Origin of the sequence: Nonomuraea sp. PA05 (assembly GCF_008086045.1) — a bacterium.
Lineage (GTDB): Bacteria > Actinomycetota > Actinomycetes > Streptosporangiales > Streptosporangiaceae > Nonomuraea > Nonomuraea monospora.
Genome location: NZ_VSEY01000002.1, coordinates 184634 through 210312, shown reverse-complemented (window position 1 = coordinate 210312; position 25679 = coordinate 184634). Strand labels below are relative to the sequence as shown.

Annotated in this window: 22 protein-coding genes; 7 read left to right on the top strand and 15 right to left on the bottom strand. The window is 73.4% G+C overall.

Going from position 1 to position 25679, the window contains the following annotated elements:
- Positions 1-5: 5 nt before the first annotated feature.
- The 9 genes from FXF51_RS03985 to FXF51_RS03940 all read right to left on the bottom strand — a co-directional run bounded on the left by FXF51_RS03985 (position 6) and on the right by FXF51_RS03940 (position 9462).
- A complete protein-coding gene (locus tag FXF51_RS03985) occupies positions 6-968 on the bottom strand; it encodes a UDP-glucuronic acid decarboxylase family protein (RefSeq protein ID WP_148432853.1) in 963 nt (320 codons plus the stop codon).
- Positions 965-1852 (bottom strand): glycosyltransferase family 9 protein, encoded by an 888-nt coding sequence (locus tag FXF51_RS03980; RefSeq protein WP_148432852.1) that lies wholly within the window; start codon positions 1850-1852, stop codon positions 965-967. The genes FXF51_RS03985 and FXF51_RS03980 overlap by 4 nt, the downstream gene beginning before the upstream one ends.
- Positions 1843-2517: an SDR family oxidoreductase gene (locus FXF51_RS03975; protein WP_148432851.1), complete on the bottom strand. Its 675-nt coding sequence runs from the start codon at positions 2515-2517 to the stop codon at positions 1843-1845. The genes FXF51_RS03980 and FXF51_RS03975 overlap by 10 nt, the downstream gene beginning before the upstream one ends.
- The gene (locus FXF51_RS03970) at positions 2514-3851 is read right to left on the bottom strand and encodes a PfkB family carbohydrate kinase (RefSeq protein ID WP_148432850.1); all 1338 of its coding nucleotides are present in this window, start codon (positions 3849-3851) and stop codon (positions 2514-2516) included. Before FXF51_RS03970 ends, FXF51_RS03975 begins: the two co-directional genes overlap by 4 nt.
- On the bottom strand, positions 3848-4393 hold the full coding sequence (locus FXF51_RS03965; protein ID WP_148432849.1) for an SIS domain-containing protein: 546 nt from the start codon (positions 4391-4393) through the stop codon (positions 3848-3850). The genes FXF51_RS03970 and FXF51_RS03965 overlap by 4 nt, the downstream gene beginning before the upstream one ends.
- 2 nt (positions 4394-4395) lie before the next feature.
- The gene (locus FXF51_RS03960; RefSeq protein ID WP_148432848.1) at positions 4396-5589 is read right to left on the bottom strand and encodes a glycosyltransferase; all 1194 of its coding nucleotides are present in this window, start codon (positions 5587-5589) and stop codon (positions 4396-4398) included.
- A complete protein-coding gene (locus tag FXF51_RS03955) occupies positions 5586-6665 on the bottom strand; it encodes a glycosyltransferase family 9 protein (protein WP_262379278.1) in 1080 nt (359 codons plus the stop codon). Before FXF51_RS03955 ends, FXF51_RS03960 begins: the two co-directional genes overlap by 4 nt.
- Positions 6662-7630: a glycosyltransferase family 2 protein gene (locus tag FXF51_RS03950; RefSeq protein ID WP_262379277.1), complete on the bottom strand. Its 969-nt coding sequence runs from the start codon at positions 7628-7630 to the stop codon at positions 6662-6664. Before FXF51_RS03950 ends, FXF51_RS03955 begins: the two co-directional genes overlap by 4 nt.
- Positions 7631-7830: 200 nt before the next feature.
- Positions 7831-9462 carry a carbamoyltransferase gene (locus FXF51_RS03940; RefSeq protein WP_148432847.1) on the bottom strand — a complete coding sequence of 544 codons (1632 nt, stop codon included), beginning with the start codon at positions 9460-9462 and terminating at the stop codon, positions 7831-7833.
- A 172-nt stretch (positions 9463-9634) separates the two neighbouring features.
- Between FXF51_RS03940 and FXF51_RS03935 the strand changes: the two genes are divergently transcribed.
- From FXF51_RS03935 to FXF51_RS03925, 3 genes are read left to right on the top strand one after another with little or no spacing between them, the layout of a single operon-like run.
- A complete protein-coding gene (locus tag FXF51_RS03935; RefSeq protein WP_262379276.1) occupies positions 9635-10225 on the top strand; it encodes a D-glycero-alpha-D-manno-heptose-1,7-bisphosphate 7-phosphatase in 591 nt (196 codons plus the stop codon).
- Positions 10222-11142, top strand: a complete 921-nt coding sequence (locus FXF51_RS03930) for a glycosyltransferase (protein ID WP_187414161.1) — start codon at positions 10222-10224, stop codon at positions 11140-11142. The genes FXF51_RS03935 and FXF51_RS03930 overlap by 4 nt, the downstream gene beginning before the upstream one ends.
- Before the next feature lie 33 nt (positions 11143-11175).
- On the top strand, positions 11176-11430 hold the full coding sequence (locus FXF51_RS03925) for a WhiB family transcriptional regulator (RefSeq protein ID WP_148433072.1): 255 nt from the start codon (positions 11176-11178) through the stop codon (positions 11428-11430).
- Between the two features lie 70 nt (positions 11431-11500).
- Here FXF51_RS03925 and FXF51_RS03920 read toward each other — a convergent pair whose 3' ends face one another.
- Together FXF51_RS03920 and FXF51_RS03915 are read right to left on the bottom strand one after the other, a co-directional pair.
- Positions 11501-12112 carry a tetratricopeptide repeat protein gene (locus FXF51_RS03920; protein WP_148432846.1) on the bottom strand — a complete coding sequence of 204 codons (612 nt, stop codon included), beginning with the start codon at positions 12110-12112 and terminating at the stop codon, positions 11501-11503.
- Between the two features lie 48 nt (positions 12113-12160).
- Entirely contained in the window at positions 12161-12601 is a 441-nt protein-coding gene (locus tag FXF51_RS03915; protein ID WP_148432845.1) for a hypothetical protein, read from the bottom strand.
- Positions 12602-12772: 171 nt separating this feature from the next.
- On the opposite strand from FXF51_RS03915, the gene FXF51_RS03910 reads away from it, so the two are divergent.
- The gene (locus FXF51_RS03910; protein WP_148432844.1) at positions 12773-16408 is read left to right on the top strand and encodes a helix-turn-helix domain-containing protein; all 3636 of its coding nucleotides are present in this window, start codon (positions 12773-12775) and stop codon (positions 16406-16408) included.
- A gap of 16 nt (positions 16409-16424) precedes the next feature.
- On the opposite strand, the gene def is transcribed toward FXF51_RS03910, so the two are convergent.
- Positions 16425-16913 carry a peptide deformylase gene (def, locus tag FXF51_RS03905; RefSeq protein WP_148432843.1) on the bottom strand — a complete coding sequence of 163 codons (489 nt, stop codon included), beginning with the start codon at positions 16911-16913 and terminating at the stop codon, positions 16425-16427.
- A 230-nt stretch (positions 16914-17143) separates the two neighbouring features.
- On the opposite strand from def, the gene FXF51_RS03900 reads away from it, so the two are divergent.
- Entirely contained in the window at positions 17144-18310 is a 1167-nt protein-coding gene (locus tag FXF51_RS03900; RefSeq protein ID WP_148432842.1) for a uroporphyrinogen-III synthase, read from the top strand.
- 94 nt (positions 18311-18404) lie between these two features.
- Positions 18405-19121 (top strand): sirohydrochlorin chelatase, encoded by a 717-nt coding sequence (locus FXF51_RS03895; RefSeq protein WP_148432841.1) that lies wholly within the window; start codon positions 18405-18407, stop codon positions 19119-19121.
- A gap of 106 nt (positions 19122-19227) precedes the next feature.
- Here the strand turns inward: FXF51_RS03895 and FXF51_RS60475 are convergent, their stop codons facing one another.
- The 3 genes from FXF51_RS60475 to FXF51_RS03880 form a co-directional block, all read right to left on the bottom strand.
- The gene (locus tag FXF51_RS60475) at positions 19228-19725 is read right to left on the bottom strand and encodes a hypothetical protein (RefSeq protein ID WP_187414160.1); all 498 of its coding nucleotides are present in this window, start codon (positions 19723-19725) and stop codon (positions 19228-19230) included.
- Between the two features lie 223 nt (positions 19726-19948).
- Positions 19949-20803, bottom strand: a complete 855-nt coding sequence (locus tag FXF51_RS03885; protein ID WP_148432840.1) for a PAC2 family protein — start codon at positions 20801-20803, stop codon at positions 19949-19951.
- Between the two features lie 440 nt (positions 20804-21243).
- Positions 21244-21702 (bottom strand): universal stress protein, encoded by a 459-nt coding sequence (locus tag FXF51_RS03880; RefSeq protein WP_148432839.1) that lies wholly within the window; start codon positions 21700-21702, stop codon positions 21244-21246.
- A 130-nt stretch (positions 21703-21832) separates the two neighbouring features.
- On the opposite strand from FXF51_RS03880, the gene metH reads away from it, so the two are divergent.
- Positions 21833-25297: a methionine synthase gene (gene metH / locus FXF51_RS03875; protein ID WP_148432838.1), complete on the top strand. Its 3465-nt coding sequence runs from the start codon at positions 21833-21835 to the stop codon at positions 25295-25297.
- Positions 25298-25679 lie beyond the last annotated feature (382 nt).

Below are 25679 nucleotides of genomic sequence, written 5' to 3'. Positions count from 1 at the left end.
GGCTGTCAGACCTGCAGTCCTTCGAGCTGCTCGATCGCGGCCAGCTCCAGCGAGAACCACTCGATGGTGCGGCGCAGCCCCTCGGCGGCGGGCACCCGCGCCCGCCAGCCCAGCCGTTCGGCGGCCAGCGTGGTGTCGGGCCGCCGCACCTTCGGGTCGTCGGCCGGGCGGTCGATGAACCGGATCTCCGACGACGTCCCGGTCAGCTCCTTGATGAGCGTGGCCAGCTCCAGCATGGTCAGCTCGTCGGGGTTGCCGATGTTCACGGGCCCGGCGAAGTCGCTGCGGGCCATGGCCAGGATGCCCGACACGGTGTCCTCCACGTAGCAGATGGACCGCGTCTGCGAGCCGTCACCCGTGATCGTGATCGGCTCCCCGGTCAGCGCCTGGCGGATGAACGTCGGAATCGCCCGGCCGTCGAAGGGCCGCATCCGGGGGCCGTAGGTGTTGAAGATCCGCACGATCCCGGTGTCGGTGGCGCGCGAGTGCCGGTAGGCGGTGGTCAGCGACTCGGCGAAACGCTTGGCCTCGTCGTAGACGCTGCGCGGCCCGACCGGGTTGACGTTGCCCCAGTAGGTCTCCTTCTGCGGGTGCTCCAGCGGATCCCCGTACACCTCGCTGGTGGAGGCCAGCACGAACCTGGCCCCCTTCTCCCTGGCCAGCCCCAGCGCGTGCAGCGTGCCGACGCTGCCCACCCGCAGCGTCTCGATCGGGTAGCGCAGGTAGTCGGCGGGCGAGGCGGCCGAGGCGAAGTGCAGCACGAGATCCAGCCGGTCGGGCACGTGGATGTAGCCGGTCAGATCGCACTCGATGAGCCGGAACTCGGGCCGCTCCAGCAGGTGCTCCACGTTGCGCGGCCCGCCGGTGAGGAAGCTGTCCATGCAGACGACCTCGGCACCCTCGTCCAGCAGTCTCTCGCAGAGATAGGAGCCGAGGAACCCGGCGCCTCCGGTGACCAGAGCCCTCATGAGATGACCTCCATGGCGGCGTCGACGACTTCGGAAACCTCGATCTTCAGCAGCCCCGGATCGGGCCGCTCGCCGTGCGGGTCGCCGTTCTGCCCGGCCCACAGCGCCACATGGCGCCAGCCGGGCGGCGGCCCCCACAACTGGGGCGAGACCGGCCCGAACAGCACCACCGACGGCACACAGAACGCCGTCGCCAGATGAGCCACACCGGTGTCGCCGCAGACCACCAGCTTCGCCCTGCTGATCAGATCGATCAGGTCCGCCAGGCAGGTGCGCCCGGCCAGCATCCGCTCAGGAGGCAGCCCCGCCAGCTCGGCGACCCGGCAGGCGATCGGCACCTCCTCGGCGTTGCCCGTGACGATCACGTCGTCCAGCGCCGCCGCCACCTCCGCGAACCGCTCGGGCGGCCAGCGCCGCGCAGGAAAGGCGGCACCCGGATGCACGATCGCCGGCCCCGTACGGTCGGAGATGCCGAGCGTCAGATCGCCCGGATCGGCGGGGATGCCGTGCCACTCCAGCAGGTCGCACCAGCGCCGCACCTCGTGCACGCGCTCGTCCCACACCGGGCCGGTGCCGAAGCTGATCAGCCGCCCCGGCTCCGTGCGGCGCAGCGCGTCGATGCTCTGCGGCCCCCGCCCGTGCAGGTTGACCGCGACGTCCGGCCGCTCGAAGGGCACCTCGTCCATCGGGACGGGCCCCGGCCCCGCCACGTGCACCTGGCCGTCCACCGCGCCGATCAGCGGCAGCAGGGCCTCCAGGTACCGCGGCGCGGCCAGCGTGATCCGGTGCGCGGGAAAGGCCTGGCGCAGCGACCGCAGGGCGGGCACGGCCGTGAGCAGGTCGCCCAGGCCGAGCCCGCGCAGGGCGAGGAGTTCTAGGGCCATGACGTCTCCGTGGACGGGCAGACGACGAGCTCTCTCACCTCGCATCCGGCCGGCTGCCGCAGCGCGAAGACCACGGCCTGAGCCACGTCGGCCGGGTCGTTCAACCCGGCCTCGGGTCCCGGTTTGTACTGTTCGGGGCGGCCGTCGAAGAAGCTCGTCCGCATGCCGCCGGGGATCAGCAGCGTCACGCCGATCTCCCCGCGCGTCTCGATCGCCAGCCCCCTGGTGAAGCCGACGACGCCGAACTTCGACGCCGAGTACGCCGACGCGTCGCTGAGCGGCCGCAGCCCCAGCGTCGAGGCGCAGGTGACGACCTTGCCGCGGGTGTGCTTCAGGTACGGCAGCGCCGCCCGCACGACCGAGGCCGTGCCCAGCAGGTTCACCTTGATGACCCGCTCCCAGTCGTCGGCGGGCACGTCCTCCAGCCGCCCGCACGCGTCGATGCCGGCGGCCGTCACGACGGCGTCCAGGCCGCCCGCCCGCTCGGCCAGCTCGCGCACCGCGCGCTCGGACTCCGCCCGGTCGGACAGGTCGGCCGTCACGTGCTCGAAGCGCTGGTCGGGCTCGCGCACGTCGACGACGAGCGCCTTCCAGCCCTCCTTCTCCACTGCCTCGGCGGTGGCCAGGCCGAGCCCGGACGCGCCCCCGGTGATCAATACATTCACTGGATCTCCCTGATCAGATTGGTTGTCGAACGCCCCGGCAGGGTGCTCAGCACGACGATCTCCGCGCCGAGCCTGCCGAGGACCTCGGACTCGGGCAGCACTTCCCCCTCGTAGTCGCCGCCCTTCACCCACACGTCCGGGCGGAGCTGCTCGATGGCCGTGGCGGGGGTGTCCTCGTCGAACACCAGCACCGCGTCCACGCAGCCCAGCGCCCGCAGCACCTCGACCCGGTCGCGCACGTCCACGATGGGCCTGGAGCGGCCCTTCAGCCGGCGCACCGAGTCGTCGGAGTTGACGCAGACGACCAGCGCGTCGCCCAGCGCCCTGGCCCGCCGCAGCAGGCTCACGTGGCCCGCGTGCAGCAGGTCGAAGCAACCGCCCGTGGCGATCAGCCGGCCGCCGTACGCCCGGGTGAGCCTGGAGACCTCCAGCGCCGTGCGCGGGCGGTCGCCGAGCCGCTGCTCCTGGACCTTCACACTGGCGGCCCCGCCGCGCTCGACGAAGCGGGACGCCTCGCCCACGCCGATCGTGACCGCCTCCTCGGCGCCCGCGCCGTCGCGCAGCGCCAGCGTGGCGGCGCCGGCGAGCCTGTCGCCCGCGCCGCACGCGTCCTGCCCGCCGGCGTGCACCGGCGGCGGCACCGTGGTCAGCGGGCCGCCCGCGATGGCGAGCGCGGCCCCGCGCTCGCCCGTCGTGACGGCCACCGCCTTGGCCCGCAGCGACCGCACCAGCCGGCGGGCCGCCTGGTCGGGGCCGTGATAGCCGGACGTGCAGAGCATCCTCGCCTCCGCCTCGCTGGGCGTCAGCAGCGCGCAGCCGGGCATCGGCTGCTCGCCACGGGGATGCGGGTCCCACACCACCGGCACGTCGAGGCCGTGCAGCAGCTCGCGGGCCATCCTGGCCACGCCCCTGCCGTAGTCGGAGACCAGCACCGCGCCGGCCCTCCTGACCGCCTCCAGCGCCTGCGCGGTGGGGGAGTACCTGGCCGTGCCGTCGCCGGTGTCCAGCCGGACCAGCGTCTGGCCGCGCGCCCTGATCCTGGTCTTGCGCACGGTGCCGCCGCGCAGCGGAAGCCGTACCAGGTCGAGCTCCTCCGACAGCAGCCCGCACAGGCGGTGGCCGTCGGGGTCGTCGCCGACCGCCGTGATCAGCACGACGCCCGCGCCGTCGCGGGCGGCCAGCAGCGCCGCCAGTCCCGCCCCGCCCGGACGGGCCCGCTCGGTGGCGACGTCCACCACCGGCACGGGCGCGTCCGGGCAGAGCCGATCCGCCTCGCCCTCGACATCCACGTCGAGGAGCGTGTCCCCGAGGACGACCAGCGGCCTGTCCGTCACAGCGCCTCCTCTACGGCGTCGCACAGCAGGTGGATCAGCGCCAGGTGTACCTCTTGCACCGTGGCGGTCTCGCCCGGGATGGTCACGGCCTCGTCGCACAGGCCCGCCAGCGGGTTCGGCGCGGGGCCCGTCATGGCCCAGGCCGTGATCCCGGCGTCCTGCGCCGCCCTGGCCGCCGCCAGCACGTTCGCGCTGCCGCCGCTGGTGGACAGGCACAGCAGCACGTCCCCCGTACGGCCGTGCGCGCGCACCTGGCGGGCGTAGATCTCGTCGGCGCCGAAGTCGTTGGCGATCGCCGTCAGCGACGAGCCGTCCGCGTGCAGCGGGATCGCCGCGTACGGCTGCCTGTCGTCCCTGAACCGGCCGACCAGCTCGGCCGTCAGATGCTGGGCCTCGGCCGCCGACCCGCCGTTGCCGCAGGCCAGCAGCCTGCCCCCGGCGGCCAGCACGCCGGCCAGTCTGCCACCCCAGAGCCGGACGGTGACCGCGTGGTCATCGACCTTCTCCAGGGTGTTCCAGAGCTTCTCCAGATGAGCATCCATGATCAACCCCCCAGGGCCGCCAGCCGGCAGACCTTCCCATCGATGACCTGCGTGTACACGGCCTCGGTCAGTTCGGCCACGCGCGGCCAGCCGTACCGCTCCCTGGCCCGGCGGGCGCCGGCCGCGCCGAGCGAGGCCCGCCGCCGCGGATCGTCGAGGACGTCCTTGAGCGCTCTGGCCAGGGCGCGCGGGCGGCGCGGCGGCACGAGCACGCCGCAGCCCGCCACTGAGTCGAGGTGGCCGCCGACCGCCGAGGCGACGACCGGCACACCGCACGCCATGGCCTCCACGGGCACCATGCCGAACGGCTCGTACCAGGGCACCGTCACCACGACGTCGGCCGAGCGCATCAGCGCGGGCACGTGCCGCCGCGGCACGGAGCCGATGACGTGCACGCGGTCGCCGAGCCCGTACCCCTCGGCCAGCTCGCGCAGCCTGAGGGCCTCCTCGTCGTCCTCGCTGCCGCCGGCGATCACCAGGTTGGCGTCCGGGAGCTGGCGCAGCGCGGCGATCACGGTGTCCACGCCCTTGCGCGGCACCATCCGGCCGATGCTCAGCACGACCGGGCCGTCCGGGCGCGGCGCCACCGGCCCGTCCGGGCAGAACGCCGACAGGTCCACCCCGCACGGCACCACCGCCACGCGGTGCTCGGGGATCCCCATCGCGCACAGCTCGTTCACCTCGTCGCTGCACGTGGCCAGCACCATGTCGGCGCGCAGGCCGATCTCCCGCTCGGTCTCGACGCGGTGCGCGGGGCTGGTGTCGGCCGCGCCCTGCCAGCGCCGCTTGACCGTGCCCAGCGCGTGGAACGTGTGCACCACCGGCACCCCGGTGGCCGCCGCGGCGCGCAGCGCCGCCTGGCCGCTCATCCAGAAGTGCGCGTGCGCCACGTCCGGCGGGCGGGCGGCCCAGCGGGCGGCCAGCCGCTCGGTGAACTCCGGCATGAGCGGCGGCAGCTCGTCCTTCGGCACGGGCGCCGCGGGACCGGCCCGCACGTACTCGACCGTGACGCCGGGCGCCATGGGCACCGAGTCCGGTTGCGACTCACGGGAACGACGGGTGTGGACGACGACTGAGTGCCCCCGCTCGGCCAGGGCCATGGCCAGCGCGGCGACATGGACGTTCTGGCCGCCGGAGTCGACGCTGCCGACCGCCGCCAGCGGGTCCGCGTGCTCCGAGATGAGATCGACCTTCACTGCGTCAGCTCCCTCACTGCCTTGACCACCTGCTCACTAGTCACCTGGGACAGGCACGGGTGCCCCGGTACCGGGCAGACGCGCGCCCTGCTGTCACGGCAGGGCGCTTCCTGGTCGCCCAGAAGCACCGCGGGCACGCCGTACGGGGCCCACCGCACCGCCGGGACAACGGGGGCGAACAGGCTCACGACCGGCGTTCCGACAGCCGCTGCCAGGTGCGCGGGGCCTGTGTTGCCCGCCACGAGCACGCCGGCACGCTCGATCACGGCCGCCAATTCCGCGAATGTGGTCACGCCGCCCAGGTCGAGCGCGACGTCGCTGGCCACATAGGCGGTGAGGTCACGTTCTGTGCCGGTCACGACGACCTGGTGCCCGTCGTCGGCCAGCTCCCGAACTGTCTGCCGGTGCCTGTCGGCAGGCCACGTACGGGCGGGGGCCGATGTCCCTGGGTGCACCACGACATACGCGCCTTTGTCGGCTACGCCGCCGACGCCTACACAGTGCCCCGTAAATTTCCCTATATCCGGCAACGGGTGCTGAACAGCGAGTTTCCCGTCATCGCCCTCCGGGAGCGTGAATCCCGCCGCCTCCGCGACGGCCAGCATCCGCTCCGCCTCCGGGATGTCGACGCTCTCGTCCACCCGGTGGCGGACGTCGAGGAGCGAGCCCGGGTAGTCGTTGCTGATCGCGGTGATGCGCCTGACGCCCGCCAGCCTCAGCAGCAGCGCCAGCGGCAGGGCCGACTGGTGGAACGAGGTGAGCAGCACCGCCTCGTCGATGCCGCCCGCCTGCTCGACCAGCTCCGCCACGCCGTCCGCGGTGACGGGGGGCGGGGTGTGGTCGATCCACGGCGCCCGCCAGGTGATCACCCGGTCGACGCCGGGCAGCAGCTCGGCCGCCGCCCTGCCGTTCGGGCCGGCCAGGAAGATCACCTCGCGGGCCTTCGTGCTGACCGCGCGCACCGCCGGGCCCGCCAGCAGCACGTCGCCCGCGTCGTCGAGGCGTGCCACGAGCACGCGCCCCATGTCGCTGGTGGTCCGGTCCTTTTTGGAACGCTCCCGCGAGGTGTCGCTCATCGGCGCGCCCTCCATTCCCCCCGAAGCCGGTGCGCGCACGCCGCCGGCGGGATCAGCACACTGGTGACGGCCATCCGCAGAACCTCCTGGGGGGTGCGCGGGCCCGGCGCGATCCGCCGCCAGGCGAAGTCGGCGGTCAGCGCGGCCCACGCCACCCCGGCCCCCCATGCGGCCACGGACGTGCGGGTGCGAGGGCGGCTCGCGACGGCGGCGGCCGTGCCGAGGAGCACCGCCGCGAGGCCCGCCCCGGTCGTCAGCGCGTGCAGCCGCAGCCGCCCGCGCCCGCCGCCGATGCCGGCACGCCACGCGGGGCCGTGCAGCCGCCGCATGAGCGCGTCGTCCGCGTTGCCGCGCTGGAAGCGCACGCTCGCCCAGAACCCGTCGTTCCTGACCGGATGCCGCGTCACCCGCTCGCCCCTGACGAGCCGGTGCCCGGCCCGCGTCACCCGCAGCGCCAGGTCGGCGTCCTCCCGGTAGGCCCGGGGGAAACGTTCGTCGAAGCCGTTCACGGCCTCCAGCGCCGAGCGCCGGTAGGCCATGTCGGCCGTCACCCACAGCGCGCCGGTGAGGCCCGCCGTGTGCCGCTCGCCGTCGGTGGGGCGGCGATCGGCCGGCAGCGGCACCTCGATGCGTCCCTGGCTGCCGCCCACGTCGTCGGGCAGGTCGACCAGGTCCTTCCAGACCGCGTCGGCCCAGCCGGGGGCGGGGATCACGTCGTCGTCGAGGAACACCACCCACGGCGTGTCGGCGGCCCGCCATCCGGCGTTGCGTGCCGCCGCGGGCCCGCGACCGCCCGACCGGACGACGCGTACATGCGGCGGCAGCCCGGCCAGTTCGGTCGGTTCGGCCAGTTCGGTCGGTTCGGCCAGTTCGGTCGGTTCGGCCAGTTCGGTCGGTTCGGCCAGTTCGGTCGGTTCGGCCAGTTCGGTCGGTTCGGCCAGTTCGGTCGGTTCGGATCCGCTCAAATCGGGCGGTTCACTGGAAATGGGGGGCGGCGACTTCACGGCAGGCGGCTCCTTGGTGTGGGTGCCGCCCCCCTGGTATATGCTACGTACCGTACCAGGTTCAAACCTGTCATCCACCACGATCACCGGAATCCCCGGTCCCACAGCCGCCAGGGTGTCCCGCAGCGTGGCCCGTCCGATCGTGGGAATCACCACGGTGATCACGACGCGAACACCTCCCCCCGCCGCACCACGTACGGCCCCAGCACCAGCACGTCCACCGGCGAGGACCCGAAGCACTCCAGCGCGTCGCGCGGATCGTCCACCATCGGCCGTCCGGCGGTGTTGAGGCTCGTGTTGACCACCACCGGCAGCCCCGTGCGCGCCTCGAACTCGCTCAGCACCCGCGCCATCAGCGGCTGCTCCCGCGGCGAGATCGTCTGGATCCTGGCCGTCCCGTCCACGTGCACGACCGCGGGGATCCGCCCCGCCCAGTCCGGGTGCACGTCGTGGACGAACAGCATGTACGGCGACGGCACCGGCCCCCGCCCGAAGATCTCGCGGGCCCTGGACTCCAGCACCATCGGCGCGATCGGCCGGAACTGCTCGCGCCCCTTGACGTCGTTGAGCCGCTCGGTGTTGCGGGCGTGCCCGGGATGCGCCAGCAGCGACCGCTGGCCCAGCGCGCGCGGCCCGTACTCGGCCCGCCCCTGGAACCAGGCGACGATCCGGTCGGCCGCCAGTTCGGCCGCCACGGCGGCGGCCAGGTCGGCGGGCCGGGTGTGCGGCACGCGCGCCACGTCCAGCCACGCGCCGAGCTCGTCGTCGGTGAAACCGCGCCCGAGCGCCGCGTCCGGCATGGGCGCGGCCGGCTCGCCGTACGCGTTCGCCAGGTGCAGCGCCCCGCCGAGCGCGGTGCCCGAGTCGCCCGCCGCGGGCTGGATCCAGATCTCCTCGAACGGCCCCTCGTCCTGCAGCCTGGTGTTGGCCACGCAGTTCAGCGCGACCCCGCCGGCCAGGGCCAGCCGCCGCTCGCCGGTCCGCTCGTGCAGCCAGCGCACCAGCTCCAGCAGCACCTCCTCCAGCCGGGCCTGGACGCTGGCGGCCAGGTCGGCGTGGTCGGAGGTCCACGGGGCGCCCTTCTTCAGCGCCTTGGCGTAGCCGTTCCAGTCGACCGGCTCGACACGGAACCCGCCGTCGGCCGTCGTGTAGATCACCTCGCGCAGCGCCTCCAGGTGGCGGGGGCGGCCGTAGGAGGCCATCGCCATCACCTTGTACTCGTCGCTGGAGCGCAGGAAGCCCAGGTGCTCGGTGACGTCCTCGTACATGAGGCCCAGCGAGTGCGGCAGCTCCTGCGTCGCCAGGATCTCCAGCTCGCCGCCCCGGTAGCGGCCCGCCAGGTGGGAGACGTTCTCGCCGCGGCCGTCGGCGACCAGCACCGCGCAGTCGCGCCACGGCGCGGCCAGACCGGCGGAGGCGGCGTGCGCCACGTGGTGCGGGACGTAGCTGACCTGGCCGGGGTCCAGCCCGGGCAGGGCGGTGGCGAGGAAGGCCGGGGCGCGCACCGCGTACCGGGTGCGCAGGTCCTCCCAGTCGCCCTCCGGCTTCCGCACGACCAGCGACGGGTCGTAGGAGTAGGCCACCGCGTCGATGTCCTCGGGGGACAGCCCCGCCTCGCGCAGGCACCACGCGGCGGCCAGCTCGGGCAGCTCCCACGCGGAGAAGGCCAGCGGCCTCTTGCCGTGCTTGCGGCGGCTGAAGCGCTCTTCCTCCGCCGCTGCCACGATCTTCCCGTCGACCACCAGCGCGGCGGCGGGGTCATGGAAGATCGCGTTGATGCCGAGAAACTTCATGCTTCCTCCCCCTAAGGATGTCGACAACCGCTACCGAGAGAAGCGGTTCCCAAACATTCCGCCCCGCCGCGAGATGCGAAAACAGGCGGAACCTCCTGGGCTCGGTCACTTTAAGTAGTTGTTTGCCGGGACAGGCCCCGGGTAGCTGCCCGGCACGCGACGGAGGTGAAAGGTGTTCGAAAAGCGACGTCCCGGCGCCGTGCTCTTCGACCGGGACGGGACCTTGATCAGGGATGTGCCGTACAACGGCGATCCCGGCCGCGTGGAGCCCATGCCGGGCGCGCTCGAAGCGCTGGGCAGGCTCAGACGCGCGGACGTCCCGGTGGCCGTGGTCACCAACCAGTCGGGCGTCGCCAAGGGCCTGCTCTCCGCTGACGAGATGGACCAGGTGAACGCCAAGGTGGAGGAGCTGCTCGGGCCGTTCGACGCGTGGGCGATCTGCGTGCACGACGACGCCGACGGCTGCACCTGCCGCAAGCCCGCGCCCGGTCTCGTCATCAGAGCCGCCGCCGTGCTCGACGTCAGCCCCCGCGACTGCGTGGTCGTCGGGGACATCGGCCGGGACATGGAGGCCGCCAGGGCCGCGGGGGCCAGGGGCATCCTCGTGCCGACCCAGGAGACGCTGCGGGAGGAGATCCGGCAGGCGTCCGAGGTCGCCGACGACCTGATCGACGTCGTGGACCGCGTACTGAGCGACACCGAGGGGCCCGTGCCGGCCGCCGCGGCGCCCTGGGCCCGCGCCATGGGCTGGAGCCGCTGGTGAGGATCCTCATCTGGCATGTGCACGGCTCGTGGACCAGCGCGTTCATCCAGGGGTCCCACGAGTACCTGCTGCCGCTCGTTCCCGGCCGTGGTCCCGATGGCCGGGGGCGGGCGGCCACCTACGACTGGCCGGACCGCGCCCGCGAGGTGCCATGGGACCGGCTGCGCGACGAGCCCGTGGACGTCGTCGTCCACCAGCGCCCGCACGAGCTAGACCTGGCCCGCGAATGGCTCGGCCGCGACGTGCCCGGCGTGTACGTCGAGCACAACGCGCCCGCCGGCGACGTGCCGCGCACCCGCCACCCCCTCGCCGATCAGAGCGACGTCACGATCGTGCACGTCACCCACTTCAACGAGCTGTTCTGGGACAACGGCCGCGCACCCACCCGCGTCATCGAGCACGGCATCCCGGACCCCGGCCACCTCTACACCGGCGAGCTGCCCAGGGCGGGCGTCGTCGTCAACGAACCCGTCCGCCGCACCAGGGTCGCCGGGACCGACCTGCTGCCCCGCTTCGCCGAGCGGGTGCCGCTCGACGTGTTCGGGATGAAGGTCGCCGAGCTGCCGTACGGCACGTACGAGGACCTGCCCCAGCACGTCATGCACGCCGAGCTGGCCCGCAGGCGCGTCTACCTGCACCCGTACCGGTGGACCTCGCTGGGCCTGGCCCTCATCGAGGCCATGACGCTCGGCATGCCCGTGGTCGCGCTCGCCGCCACCGAGGCCATCGAGGCGGTGCCGCCGGAGGCCGGAGTGCTGTCCACGAAGGTGCACGTGCTGGCCGACGCCCTGCACGCCTTCGCCCGGGATCCCGAGAGCGCCGCCCAGGCCGGCAAGGCCGCCAGGGCCGCCGCGTTGTCGCGTCACGGGCTCCGCAGATTCCTCGACGACTGGGATGACCTGCTCAGCGAGGTATGACGGCCGGGGCGATGGGTAGGCGCCAAGAGCATGATGATGATGCTCGACTGGACCCGCAGGGCCGCCTGCCTCGACCTGGACCCGGAACTGTTCTTCCCGATCTCCATGGAAGGTCCGAGCCAGTCGCAGGTCGAGCGGGCCAAACACGTGTGTGACGGCTGTCCCGTTCGGGAGACCTGCCTGGCGTACGCGCTGGACACGCGGCAGGCGTACGGCGTCTGGGGTGGCACCGATCCTGAGCAGCGGCGGGAGCTGAGCCTGCGGAGCGAGGCCGCCGCCCGCCGCTGACCCGCCCCGCCGCTGACCCCGCCCCGCCCTGCCCGGCTGCCCTGCCCGGCTGCCCTGCCCGCCCGCCCGCCTACTCGTGTGCTGGGCCGCCGAGTGCCGCCAGGACGGCGGCGAGGCAGGCCCGCGCGTGGGCGAGCCCGTCCCGGTGCCGCTCGGGACAGGCGGCGGCGAGCTCCTGGCGAAGGGTGACCGCCTCCACCACCAGCGGCAACGCCTCGACCGGCAGCCCACGCCCCATCAGGCTCGTCCCCACCTCGACCAGCACCCCCGCCAGATCCCCCCGATAGAGCCCCGGCGACGCCGCCGCCAGCCGCCGGTAGATCGCCACCGCCTCCCGCTCGGCCCCCAGCGCCTCGTCCGCCCGCCCCAGCGCCACCAGCGTCACCCCCAGATTGATCAGCGTGTCGGCCAGATCCGCCAGAAAACGCTCAGGAGAGGCCGCGGCGAGCCCCCGATAGACCGACACCGCCTCCCGCTCCGCGTGTGACGCCTCCCCGTGCCGCCCCAGCTCGGAAAGCGTCACCCCCAGACTCACCAGGCACCCGGCCAGCTCGGGCAGGCAGACGTCCGGCGCCGTCGCGGCCAGCCGCCGGTAGACGGCGATGGCCTCCCGCCCAGCGCCTCCGCGGCGCCGGACAGCTCCCCAAGCTGTACCTGCTCCATGAGCCACCGTGCCCGCCACAGTGCCTGCCCGTCCTCCCCCTGGACTCCCCCCACGGCGGACCGCCGGTCAGGTGGTGCCCGAGACGACGGGCCCGCACGAGCCGGGAACGATGTAGCCGGTGCTCTGCTTGCCCAGGCACGTGTGGAAGTAGATGGTCTGACGCTCCGCGACGTCGCCGTAGGAACGCTCGGTGCACTTGCCGGCGCCGCCCGTGTGCCACTTGTTCGGCTGTGAGCTGGTGCCGATGTCGGCGATGACGACGATCGAGTACCCGTCGGCGTACCCGTCGCAGACGGTCATCTTGTCGCCGTTGGCGGCCCAGTAGCCGTACCCGGTGCCCCAGCCCCCGGAGCAGCCGTGCCAGGTGCAGCCGGTGAGTGCCGCGGCGGGCGTGGCGCCCACCGTGGCGCCCACCGTGGTGAAGGCCACGGTCGCGGCGGTGACGAGCCCCGCGAGCGCGATGCCGCGCCTCCTCGCCCGTCCGGTGCTTTCCCTGTTGGTACGCATGAAGATCCTTCCTACAGATCGGGTCACTTGCCGCTGCGACCTCGCTGGCACCAGGATCGGGGCGGCACGCAATGTTCGGCATCCCTCATCAGGCAGGCAAACAATGCTTTTCCCGGCACCCGGCCCCTCCGCCGGAGCCCCGTAACGGTGGCGGGCCGTCGTGAGAGCCCGGTGGACCCGGCAGCGGGGCCGGTGCAGCGCTTCGCCTCCGAGCTGCGCAAGCTGCGCCAGGAGGCGGGCGGCCTGACCTACCGGGCCATGGCCGGGCGCGCCGGCTACTCGGTCACCACGCTGTCGCAGGCGGCGGCGGGTGAGCGGCTGGCGTCGCTGCCCGTCGTCCTCGCCTTCGTGGAGGCGTGCGGCGGGGACGTCTCCGAGTGGGAGCGCGGCTGGCGGCAGGTGGCCGCCGAGCTGGCACGCGAGCGCGCGGACGAGGACGACGCCGCCGGGCCGTACCCGGGCCTGGCCTCCTACGGCACGCACGACGCCGGTCGCTTCTTCGGGCGGGAACGGCTCGTCGAAGAGCTGTGCGAGCTGCTGCGGCGGCACCGGTTCGCCGCGGTGTTCGGCTCCTCGGGCAGCGGCAAGTCGTCCCTGCTGCGGGCCGGGCTCGTGCCCGCCGTGCAGGACGGGCGGCGGTGCGTGATGCTCACCCCGGGCGAACATCCGATGCGGCACGCCGGCCGGCTCGCGCCGGACGACGGCGACGACGGCGACGACGGCGATGGCGATGGCGACGGCGATGGCGGCGACGCCGGTCCGCTGGTCGTGGTCGACCAGTTCGAGGAGGTGTTCACGCTCTGCCAGGACCGGCGCGAGCGCGAACAGTTCATCGACCTGCTGCTCGGCGCGCGGAGCCGGATGAGCGTGGTCATCGCGGTGCGCGCCGACTTCTACGGGCGATGCGCCGAGCACCACGCGCTCACCACGGCCCTGCGCGAGTCCGGCCTGCTGGTCGGGCCGATGCGCCAGGACGAGCTCAGGGAGGCGATCGTGCGGCCGGCCGCCGCCGAGGGCCTGACCGTGGAGCGGGCGCTGACGGCCGCGATCATCGCCGACGTCGCGGGCGAGCCGGGGGCGCTGCCCCTGATGTCGCACGCGCTGCGGGAGGTGTGGCGGCGCCGTACAGGGAAGCTGCTGACCCTGGACGCCTACGACGGCGTGGGCAGGGTACAGGGCGCGATCAGCCACACCGCCGAGGAGCTGTACGCGCAGCTGTCGCCGGCGCAGGCGAGGATCGCCCGGCGGATCCTGCTCCGGCTGATCGACCCGGGCGAGCGGGCGCAGGCGACCCGCCGTCCCGCCGCCAGAGCGGAGCTGGACCCGCACGGCGAGGAGGACACCGCGCTGGTCGTCGAGCGGCTGGCCGCCGCCAGGCTGCTGACGCTGCACCAGGACACGGTGGAGCTCGCGCACGAGGCCCTGATCGAGTCGTGGCCGCGCCTGCGCGGCTGGGTGGACGACGGGCGCGACCGCCTGCGCGCGCACCGGCAGCTCACCGGCGCGGCCGAGGCGTGGGAGGCGCACGGCCGGGACGCCGGGCTGCTCTACCGCGGCCCCCGGCTCGCCGCCGCCGAGAAGCTGCTCGCCGAGCCGGGGGAGCTGACGCCCCAGGAACGCGGCTTCGTCGAGGCGAGCGCCGCGCTGGCCCGGCGCGCCTCCCGGACGAGGGTCGCCGTCTCGGCAGTCCTGGCGGTCCTGCTGGCCGCCTCCATGATCGCGGCGGGGGTCGCCATCCGGCAGGCCGGCGTGGCCGACGACCGGCTGGCGGAGGCGACGGCCCGGCTGGCCGCCAGGCGCGCGGCCACCCTGCGGACCAGCGACCCGGAGCTGGCCCGCCGGCTGAGCGCCGCGGCCTGGCGGATCGCTCCGGTTCCCGAGGCCAGGGGTGAGCTGATCGACTCCATGACGCTGCCCCTGGTGGACATCGTCACCGCCCCGTACGACCCGGCGGACCTGGTGCACGGGCTCAGCGCCGACGGCGCCAGGCTGGCCGTCCACACGCCCGCCACCGAGTCCGCGCCGGGTGCGCTGCGCGTGCTCGACCTGGCCACGAGGAAGGAGGTGGCGAGCGCCAGATGGACGGGTTCGCGCGTCTCTGAGCTGGTGTGGAGCCCCGACGGCCGCCTGCTGGCCGTGCACGACGGGACCAGCACCCAGGTGTGGGCCGTCGGCGCGGGCGGCCTGACCGACCTCGGCATCGCCTTCCCCCACCTCGACCCGGCAGGCTTCGGCGCGGACGGGCGCGTCCTGCTCGGCGTCCGTGACGGGGCCCGCGAGGCCTGGCACGTCGCGGACCGGACGCGCCTGCCCGGCGAGCCGGTCGCCGCCGTCAGCCCGGACGGCCGGCTGGCCCTGGCCATCCCGGCGCGGGACTCCGGCGACGGGGGAGTGCAGGTCACGAACGTGCGCGGCGGCGGGCCGCTCAGGCTCCCCTCGCTGCCGGAGACCGCGACGGCGGGCGAGTTCAGCCCGGACGGGCGGCGCCTGGCCGTCTCGACGCCCGACGGCATCCGGCTGTGGGACGTCCCGTCGGGCAAGGTGCTCCACAGCGCGCTGGTCCCGCCCGCGGAGGGGCTGGAGTTCAGCCCGGACGGCCGGTTCCTGGCCGGGACGTGGCGCGGGCAATGGCTGCTCCTGTGGCGGGTGGACGACGGGGCGCTGCTGCTGAACACCTCGATCCACGCGGACGCGGCCGGAGCCGAGCCCCGGTTCTCACCGGACGCCCGGCTGCTGCGGGTGCCCGGACGGTACGGCACGGTGAGCGTCCTGGACGTCTCTCCCTTCACCCGCCCGCAGGTGCTCGCGCCGGGCGGCGGCGAGCGGCTGCTGAGCGCCGACGGCCGTCGCCTGGTGACGACCGGCCGTCGCGAGGGCCGGCCGGAGGTGCGCCTGTGGGACGTCGCCACGCGCAGGCCCGTGGGCGGTCCGTTACCCGTCGCCGATCTTCCCGAGGGGACGGCGTACTCGCCGCTGTTCAGCCCCGACGGGCGCACGCTCGTCCTCACCCACCCGCGGTCGCCCGTGGTGACCCTGTGGGACACGCGCGACGCCCGCCACCTCGGCGCGTTGCGCCTCCGGAGCCCCCGGGCCGCCGGGGTGCTGTCCGTGGCCTTCTCTCCCGGCGGCGAGACCGCCGCGATCGCCACCCTCCATGCGGACCCCGGCGGCCCGCACATCGGCGACCTGGAGCTGTGGGACGTGCGCGCCAGGAGCTGGATCCGCACCGTCCCCGACGCGGGCGCGCAGGCTCTGGTCTTCGAGCCGGACGGCCGCCGCCTGCTCGCCGACGGATCCAGCAGGGGACGGATCCTGGTCGACACGGCCACCGGGGAGCTCCGCCCGCACGCCTCCGACGCCCGCGCCGCGGGGAAGATCCTCTTCGCGGGGGACAGGGCCGCGGTCGGCGGCGGGGACGGGAACCTGACGTTCTGGGACAAGGAGCTGCGCAGGCCGCTGGCCCCGCCGCAGACCTCGTACACGGCGTCGGTCGCCGCGCTCGTCCCGCACCCGCGGGGCGACCTGCTCGCCACCGTCGGCAGCGAGGGCGAGCCGGGCATCCAGCTCTGGGAGTGGAGGGGATACCAGCGGATCGCCTACCCGATCACCTACCACACCCGATCCGTGCCGGCCGTGGCGTTCAACAGGACCGCCCTGCTCGTCTCGACCGCGGACGGCGCCCTGCGGGAGATCATCGTGGACCCCGGCGCCGCCACCACGGCGATCTGCCGCCGGGACGGCGGGCTGACCCAGGCCGAATGGCGGCAGCACATCCCGGAACTGGCGTACCGCGAGACCTGCCCCTGAACAGGTCCTGTGCGACTCAGTGGCAGGCGGGCAGCGCCTCGGCGAGGAACCGCTCCCGCTCGCCCTCCTCCAGATGATCGCTGAACAGCACCCCGTCGAGATGATCGACCTCGTGCTGCAACACCCGCGCCAGCACCCCCAGCGCCCGCACGCTGACGGGCTTGCCGAACATGTCGCGGCCACGCGCCGTGACCATGTAGGAGCGCTCCAGCGGCCACCACACGCCGGGCGCCGACAGGCACGCCTCGTCCGCGGTCACCCGCCGCTCCGACACCTCCAGCCGCGGATTGACCAGATGGCCCGACTTGCCGTCGTAGGCGTAGACCACCACCCGCACCGGCTCGCCGATCTGCGGCGCCGCCAGACCCGCCCGCCCCGACGCCGCCCGCATGGTCGCGGTCAGCGACTTGACCAGCTGCCTCAGCTCCCGATCGAACTCCTGGATCGGCGCCGCGACCGAGCGGAGCACCGGATCATCGAACGTGCGAATAGGCCGGACCGTCACCCGCTACTCCCCGATAGGCCGCGATAGTCACGATGAACGTTTCCCTGGAGTGCGCCCCGCCAACCGCGAAGGTGATGCCTTGTAGCACAGCGGTAACAGAAGAGACCCAGTGGCGAAACCACCCGAAAGCAGTATCGGAGGGTGATCTCACTTGCGTCACACGCGCCTGTGATGCCTGGCCGGGTGCTCGGGGCCCGGCCAGGCATCCACGACTACCTGGAGGTGCAGGCATGAGCGCGCTTCCCCTTGAGGGCGGCTCTACCCCGGAGACGGCGCCCGACGCGCTGGCGGGCTTCACCGTCGGCGTCACCGCGACGAGACGGCGCGAGGAGTTCGGGGCGCTCCTGGAGCGCCGCGGCGCGCGCGTGGTCAGCGCCCCCGCGATCCGCCTCGTCCCCCTGGCCGAGGACGCCGACCTGCTCGCCGCCACCCGGCAGAGCCTGGAGTCTCCGCTGGACGACGTCGTGGTCACCACCGGCGTCGGCTTCCGCGGCTGGATGGCCGCCGCCGAGGGCTGGGGGCTGTCCGCCGACCTGGGCGAGCACCTGTCCAAGGCCCGCCTGCTCACCCGCGGCCCCAAGGCCAGGGGAGCGGTGCGCGCCGCCGGGCTCAACGACCACTGGACCCCCTCGACCGAGTCGTGCAACGAGGTCAAGGAGTACCTCCTGGCCCAGGACCTGCACGGGCGGCGCATCGCGGTGCAGCAGCACGGCGAGCCGCTGCGCGACTTCGTGGCCGCGCTGCGCGAGGCCGGCGCCGAGGTGATCGAAATCCCGGTCTACCGGTGGCTGCCGTACCGCGACATCTCGCCGCTGCGCCGCCTCATCAGCCAGACCATCTCCGGCTCCGTGGACGCGGTCGCCTTCACCAGCGCGCCCGCCGTGCACGCCATGCTCGGCGCGGCCAGGGCAGAAGGGCTGGAGGAGGCGCTGCTGGCCGCGTTCGGCGGGCCCGTCGTGGCCGCCTGCGTCGGGCCCGTCACCGCCGAACCGCTGACCTCGCGCGGCGTCCCCACTCTGCAGCCGGACCGCTCCCGCCTCGGCGCGCTGGCCCGCGCCCTGGCCAGGCACCTGCCCGAGCACGGCGTCACCCGCCTCACGGCCGGCGACCACCGGCTCGAGATCCGCGGCCACGCCGTGGTCGTGGACGGCGAGCTGCGCCCGCTGCCGCCCGCCCCCATGGCGGTGCTCAAGCGCCTGGCCGACAAGCCGGGGCACGTGGTGTCGCGGGCCGACCTGCGCACGGTGCTGCCGGGCAGCGTCGCGCGCGACTCGGCCGAGCACGCCGTCGAGATGGCCATCACCCGGCTGCGCCGCGCCCTCGGGCCCAGCGGCATCGTCGAGACGGTGGTCAAGCGCGGCTACCGGCTCGCCTGCCTGTACGAGGCAGGCCTTTGACCCCCGGCACCCGGGCCGTCCAGCACCGCCATCATCACGAGGAGAACACCATGCCCTGGGGCACCATGCCGTCCGGACGCGCAGGAGTGAGCAGGTGACGCCCGCGCTCGTCCTGGCCGCGCACGGGACGCGCAGCGCCGAAGGGGAGCAGACCCTGTCGGCGCTGGCGGAGACGGCCCGCCGGGCCCGCCCCGGGCAGCGCGTGGAGCTGAGCTATCTGGAGATCAGCTCGCCCCTCCTGGCCGACGTCCTGCCCGCCGTCCCCGGCCCGGTCGTCGTGGTGCCGCTGCTGCTCGCCGGCGGCTACCACGTGCACATCGACCTGCCCGAGGTCATCGCCCGGCACCGCCCCGACGCGGTCGTGGCCGGCTGGCTGGGCCCGCACCGGCTGCTCACCTCCGCCCTGGCGCGCAAGCTGGCGCGGGCGGGCCTGCGCTCCACGGACGCCGTCCTGCTCGGCGCGGCCGGCTCGTCCGACCCCTCCGCGCTGGCCGACGTGCGCGCCGCCGCCCACCAGCTCGCCGTGCGCCTGGCGCGCCCGGTCACGGCCGCCTTCGCCTCGGCGGGCACGCCGTCGCTGGAGGAGGCCATGGAGCGGCTGGGTTCGACCCCGGCCGCGCGCGTGGCCATCGCCTCGTACGTGCTCGCGCCCGGCTACTTCCATGACCGGCTCGCGTCGGTGGGGGCGGGGCTGGTCAGCGAGCCGCTGGGCGCGGATCCCGACGTGGCGGCGCTCATCTGGCACCGCTACGACCAGGCCCTGCGACGCCGCCACAGCGCGGCGGAACGGCAGCCGCTGCGCCGCGCCTGAACCCGCCCGGCCCATCGAGCACCCGCCGGGCACCCGGTGCGCATGCTCGCCAGTGCCGGGCGCCCGCTCTTACCAGCCCGGCTCGTATCCCTGCCCGCCTGATCGCTCAGACGGGCTGGGGAACAGGCTCCAGCCGCAGCTCCCGCACGATCTCCCGGGCGCTGACCTCACGAGCGGGCCCCGCGTCCGCCCCCATGAACATCTCGATATAGGCCCGATGGAAGCAGCCCGCGACCATCAGCCGCGCGCTGGCCTCCGGATCCACTTCAGGCCGCACCCGCCCCAGCCGCTGCTCCGCCGCCAGGTAAGCGGCGAGGGGCGCGGTCTCGGCGCGCGGCCCGAGCCCCGTCTCACGGACGGCCTGACGGAAGCGGACGGTCACGTTCGGGGAGATGAAGGCGGGCAGCGCCGCACTTTGTACATCTATGTAGTACTCGATCCCCGCACGAGCGATCGGCAGAAGGTTGTCCGAAACGGACCCTTTTCCAATGCGGTGGGAGAGATCGTGAAGAATGCTCAGCCAGAGTGGCAGGCGGTCCTGCAGCAGGGCGAGGAAGTAGTCCACCGAGCCGCCGGGGCGGTCCTCCCTGAGGGAGACGGCCATCTGCAGAACTCGTTGCCTGGTGTCCTGGCTCCTGTGGTGCGGGTCTACATGGGGTGTCGCCATGGCATGCCTAACGTGCGCGGTCAGTTGAGCAGGCATCACGTGCGAAGCCGATGTCGGGAGGTTACGTCCTAAGTCTGGAGTCCCAACTTGGTGCAAACTTATACGGGTTCCCGATTATTACCCGAAAGCAGGAAAAAATGTCGGATCTAATCCCTGAAGGTTAGCTGTCAGTGTCGCGATCTCTACGCCGCAGGTAGCGCTCGAACTCGGCCGCGATCGCATCGCCGCTGGCCTCCGGCAGCTCGGCCGCGTCCTTACGCTCCTCGAGCTCCTTGACGTACTCGGCCACCTCGCTGTCCTGCGAGGCCAGCTCGTCGACGCCGTGCTCCCACGCCCTGGCCTCCTCGTCGAGGTCGCCCAGCGGCATCGGGATCTCCAGCACGTCCTCCAGCCGGCGCAGCAGCGCCAGCGTGGCCTTCGGGTTGGGCGGCTGCGCCACGTAGTGCGGCACCGACGCCCACAAGGAGATCGCGTCCAGCCCGGCCTTGCCGAACGCGTGCTGCAGCACCCCCACGATGCCCGTCGGGCCCTCGTAGCGGCTCAGCTCCAGGTTCGTCGAACGGGCCAGGCCCTCGTTCGTCGCCCCGCCCAGGATCGGCACCGGCCGGGTGTGCGGCGAGTCGTTGAGCAGCGCGCCCAGCATCACGGCCAGCTCGATGCCCAGCTCGCGGCAGATGTAGATGATGTCGTCGCAGAACGAGCGCCAGCGCATGTTGGGCTCGATGCCGCGCAGCAGCACGACGTCGCGCTCCAGCCCCGGCGGGCGGGCGCGCAGCAGGCGCGTGGTCGGCCACACGATCGACTGCGCCAGCCCGTCGCTCATCTCGACCACGGGACGGGTGACCTGGAAGTCGTAGTAGTCGTCGGGGTCGAGCGCGATGAGCGGCTCGGCCTTCCACGCCGACTCGAGGTGGGCGATCACACCGCTGGAAGCCTCGCCCGCGTCGTTCCACCCCTCGAACGCGGCAATGAGCACCGGGTCGACGAGCTCGGGGAGCCCTTCGAGCTCTATCACGTGTCGCCTCCTCTCTCCATCGTCCCGCTAAGCCTATGCGGTAAGGAGCCGTCGCCGTCACCGATCTCTTCCCGAACGCCGCGCCGCGACGACCTCCGGAACGTGCGGGGTGGTGGGGGAGCGGGGCGGGTGAGCGTGGCGGTCAGGCGGGGTCAGCGGCGTCGTGCGGGCTCGAACGGCGCGTCACCGCTGGTGGACGGGCTGTGGCCGCGCGCTCCCTTACACGCGTGCGGGCGTGTCGGCCGGCCGCCGCGCCACGGCCGGGGCGCGGCGGGGGGCGGGCTTGGCGGGCGCACGGCGTTCGCCCCCAGCGCACTCACCGCCACGCCCGCGCCGCCCCACCGCGCCCCTACCCCGCCCCCAACACGCCGCCACCGCGCCTCCAGGCGCGCCCGTGCCGCGCCACCGCGCCTGCCAGGCACGGCACGCCGACGTGGCCCTCAGCGCCCTCCGGCCGTCGTGTGGACGACGAGGACGTCGCACGACGCCCGATGCGTGACCCCCGACGGCACCGACCCCAGCAACCTCCCCGCCAGGCTGTTGAGCCCCCGATTCCCCACCACCAGCAGATCCGCCGCGTGCCGCCCGGCCAGCGACACGAGCACATCCACCGCCTCCCCCTGCTCCGCCGCCAGAACCACGTCAACGGCCCCCGCCGCCACGGCGTGCTCGCGAGCGGCCCGCAGCGCGTCGTCCGCGGGGGTGGAGCCGCTCACCTTGTACGCCAGGTCCCCGAGCCGGTCGGCGGCGGCGGCCCGGGTGCTCTCCCGCATGGGCAGGTAGGCGCAGGCGAGGACGAGGGTGGCGCCGGTGGCCGCGGCGAGGGAGGCGGCGGCCGTGACGGCGCGGAAGGAGGAGGGTGAGCCGTCGGTGCCGACGAGGACGGTGCGGTAGGCCATGAGAGCCCCCAATTGGACGCAAAGTACAATTGACGGAACGTACCCTAGCGTTTCTCGCAGGATGCGGGAAAAGGCCTGGACAGACCCGCGCTCGAGCGTCGCGCGAGGCGCACCCGATAAGCTTTTCCCCATGAGCATCTCCCCGACCTTCAGAGAAGTGTTGGCCCGGCGTGTCATCGTCGCCGACGGGGCGATGGGCACGATGCTTCAGGCCCAGGACCCGACGATCGACGACTTCCACGGTCACGAGGGCTGCAACGAGGTGCTCAACGTCACCCGCCCCGACATCGTGCGCGGCGTGCACGACGCCTACTTCGCCGTCGGCGTCGACTGCGTGGAGACCAACACCTTCGGCGCCAACCTGGCCGCCCTCGGCGAGTACGACATCTCCGACCGCGTCTTCGAGTACTCCGAGGCCGGCGCCAGGATCGCGCGCGAGGCCGCCGACCACTGGGCCACGCCCGACCAGCCGCGCTTCGTGCTGGGCTCGATGGGCCCCGGCACCAAGCTGCCGACCCTCGGCCACCTGCCGTACGCGAGCCTGCGCGACGCCTACCGCGACAACGCCGCCGGCCTGATCGCGGGCGGCGCCGACGCGCTGATCATCGAGACGTGCCAGGACCTGCTGCAGGTCAAGGCCGCCGTCGTGGGCGCCCAGCGGGCCATCGAGGCCTCCGGCCGCGACATCGTGATCATCGCGCAGGTGACGATCGAGACCAACGGCGCGATGCTGCTCGGCTCCGAGATCGGCGCCGCGCTGACCGCGATCGAGCCGCTCGGCGTCGACATCGTCGGCCTCAACTGCGCGACAGGCCCGGCCGAGATGAGCGAGCACCTGCGCTACCTGGCCCGCCACTCGCGGCTGAAGCTGTCGTGCATGCCCAACGCCGGCCTGCCCGTCCTGACCTCCGACGGCGCCTACTACCCGCTGTCGGCGGGCGAGCTGGCCGACGCCCACCAGACCTTCACCCGCGACTACGGCCTGTCCCTGGTCGGCGGCTGCTGCGGCACCACGCCCGAGCACCTGCGCCAGGTGGTCGAGCGGGTCAGGGGCCAGGAGGTCACGGCCCGCCGCCCGCACCCCGAGCCCGGCGCGTCCTCGCTCTACCAGACCGTCCCGTTCCGTCAGGACACCTCCTACCTGGCCATCGGCGAGCGCTGCAACACCAACGGCTCCAAGGCCTTCCGCGAGGCCATGCTGGAGGGCCGCTGGGACGACTGCGTCGAGACGGCCCGCGACCAGGCCCGCGACGGCGCCCACATGCTCGACCTGTGCGTCGACTACGTCGGCCGCGACGGCGTGGCCGACATGAAGGAGCTGGCGTTCCGCTTCGCCACCGCCTCCACGCTGCCGATCATGCTCGACTCGACCGAGCCCGCGGTGCTGCAGGCCGGCCTAGAGATGCTGGGCGGGCGCGCCGCGGTCAACTCCGTCAACTACGAGGACGGCGACGGCCCCGACTCCCGCTTCACCAGGATCATGCGGCTGGTGCGCGAGCACGGCTCGGCCGTGGTCGCGCTGACCATCGACGAGGAGGGCCAGGCCCGCACCGCCGACCACAAGCTGCGCGTGGCCTCCCGCCTGGTCGACGACCTGACCGGCAACTGGGGCATGCGGGTCGAGGACATCATCGTCGACTGCCTGACCTTCCCCATCGCCACCGGCCAGGAGGAGACCAGACGCGACGGCCTGGAGACCATCGAGGCCATCCGCGAGCTGAAGCGCCGCTACCCGGGCGTGCAGACCACGCTCGGCCTGTCGAACATCAGCTTCGGCCTCAACCCGGCCGCCCGCATGGTGCTCAACTCGGTGTTCCTCAACGAGTGCGTCAACGCCGGGCTCGACTCGGCCATCGTGCACGCCTCCAAGATCCTGCCGATGGCGCGCATCCCCGACGAGCAGCGCCAGGTCGCGCTCGACATGGTCTACGACCGCCGCCGCGAGGGCTACGACCCGCTGCAGCGGTTCATGGACCTGTTCGAGGGCGTCGACGCCGCCGCGATGCGCGCGGGCAAGGCCGAGGAGCTGGCCGCGCTGCCGCTGTGGGAGCGCCTCAAGCGGCGCATCATCGACGGCGAGCGCAAGGGCCTGGAGGCCGACCTCGACGCCGCCCTGGAGCAGCGCCCCGCCCTGGAGATCATCAACGACGTGCTGCTCGACGGCATGAAGACGGTCGGCGAGCTGTTCGGCTCCGGCCAGATGCAGCTCCCGTTCGTGCTGCAGTCGGCCGAGGTGATGAAGACCGCCGTCGCCTACCTCGAACCCCACATGGAGCGGGTCGAGGGCGAGACGAAGGGCCGCATCGTGCTGGCCACCGTCAAGGGCGACGTGCACGACATCGGCAAGAACCTCGTCGACATCATCCTGTCCAACAACGGCTACCAGGTCGTCAACCTCGGCATCAAGCAGCCCGTCTCCGCCATCCTGGAGGCCGCCGACGAGCAGAAGGCCGACGTCATCGGCATGTCGGGCCTGCTGGTGAAGTCGACGGTCATCATGAAGGAGAACCTGGAGGAGATGAACTCCAGGGGCCTGTCCGAGCGGTACCCGGTGCTGCTCGGCGGCGCCGCCCTGACCCGCGCCTACGTCGAGCAGGACCTCGCCGAGCTGTTCGGGGGCGAGGTGCGTTACGCGCGCGACGCGTTCGAGGGGCTGCGGCTGATGGACGCGTTCATGGCCGTCAAGCGCGGCGTGGCGGGCGCGACGCTGCCGCCGCTGCGCGAGCGGCGCGTCAAGACCGGCGCGACGCTGGTCCGCACGCCCGTCGAGGAGCTGCCCGCCCGCTCCGACGTGGCCGCCGACAACCCGCTGCCGCGCGCGCCGTTCCACGGCGACCGCGTCGTCAAGGGCATCTCGCTGAACGAGTACGCCGCCTTCCTCGACGAGCGGGCCCTGTTCCTCGGCCAGTGGGGGCTCAAGCCCACCAGGGGCGGCGACGGGCCCGGCTACGAGGAGCTGGTCGAGACCGAGGGCCGGCCGCGGCTGCGCATGTGGCTGGAGCGCATGCAGACTGAGGGCCTGCTGGAGGCGGCCGTCGTCTACGGCTACTTCCCGTGCGTCGCCGATGGCGACTCGCTGATCATCCTCGACGACGACGGCAGCGAGCGCACCCGCTTCACCTTCCCGCGCCAGCGCCGCGACCGGCACCTGTGCCTGTCCGACTTCTTCCGGTCCAAGGACTCCGGGGAGGTCGACGTGGTCGGCTTCCAGGTGGCCACCATGGGCGCGAAGATCTCCGAGGCCACGGCCGAGCTGTTCGCCAAGGACGCCTACCGCGACTACCTGGAGCTGCACGGCCTGTCGGTGCAGCTCACCGAGGCGCTGGCCGAGTACTGGCACGCCCGGGTCCGCTCGGAGTGGGGCATCGGCGGCGAGGAGTCGCTCGACGACATGCTCAAGGTCAACATCCAGGGCTGCCGCTACTCCTTCGGCTACCCGGCCTGCCCGAACCTGGAGGACCAGAAGCAGCTGTTCGAGCTGCTCGCGCCGGAGCGCATCGGGGTGACGCTGTCGGAGGAGTTCCAGCTCCACCCGGAGCAGGCCACCTCGGCCCTGGTCGCCCACCACCCGGAGGCCAAGTACTTCAACGTCTGACCGACCGCGGCCCCCGCCCGCGCGGGCGGGGGCACGGCGGCCGGACGGCATGGTGGACGGGCGGCGCGCCGAGCAGCAGGGCGCCCAGCAGCGAGGCATCAGGCGGCAGGCGGCAAGGCCCGGGCGTCAGGGCGCTGAGCGCAGGCGGCGAGCGGCCGGACGCCGGGCCGTGAGGTGCCGGGCCATGAGGTGCCGGGCCGTGAGGTACCGGGCCGTGAGGTACCGGGCCGTGAGGTACCGGGCCGTGAGGTACCGGGCCGTGAGGCGCCGGGCCGTGAGGCGCCGGGCCGTGAGGCGCCCGGCGGCAGGCCGCAGGGTGGCGAGTGGCAAGGCCGCAGGGTGGCGGGCAGCAGGCCGCAGGGTGGCGAGTGGCAAAGGCGGC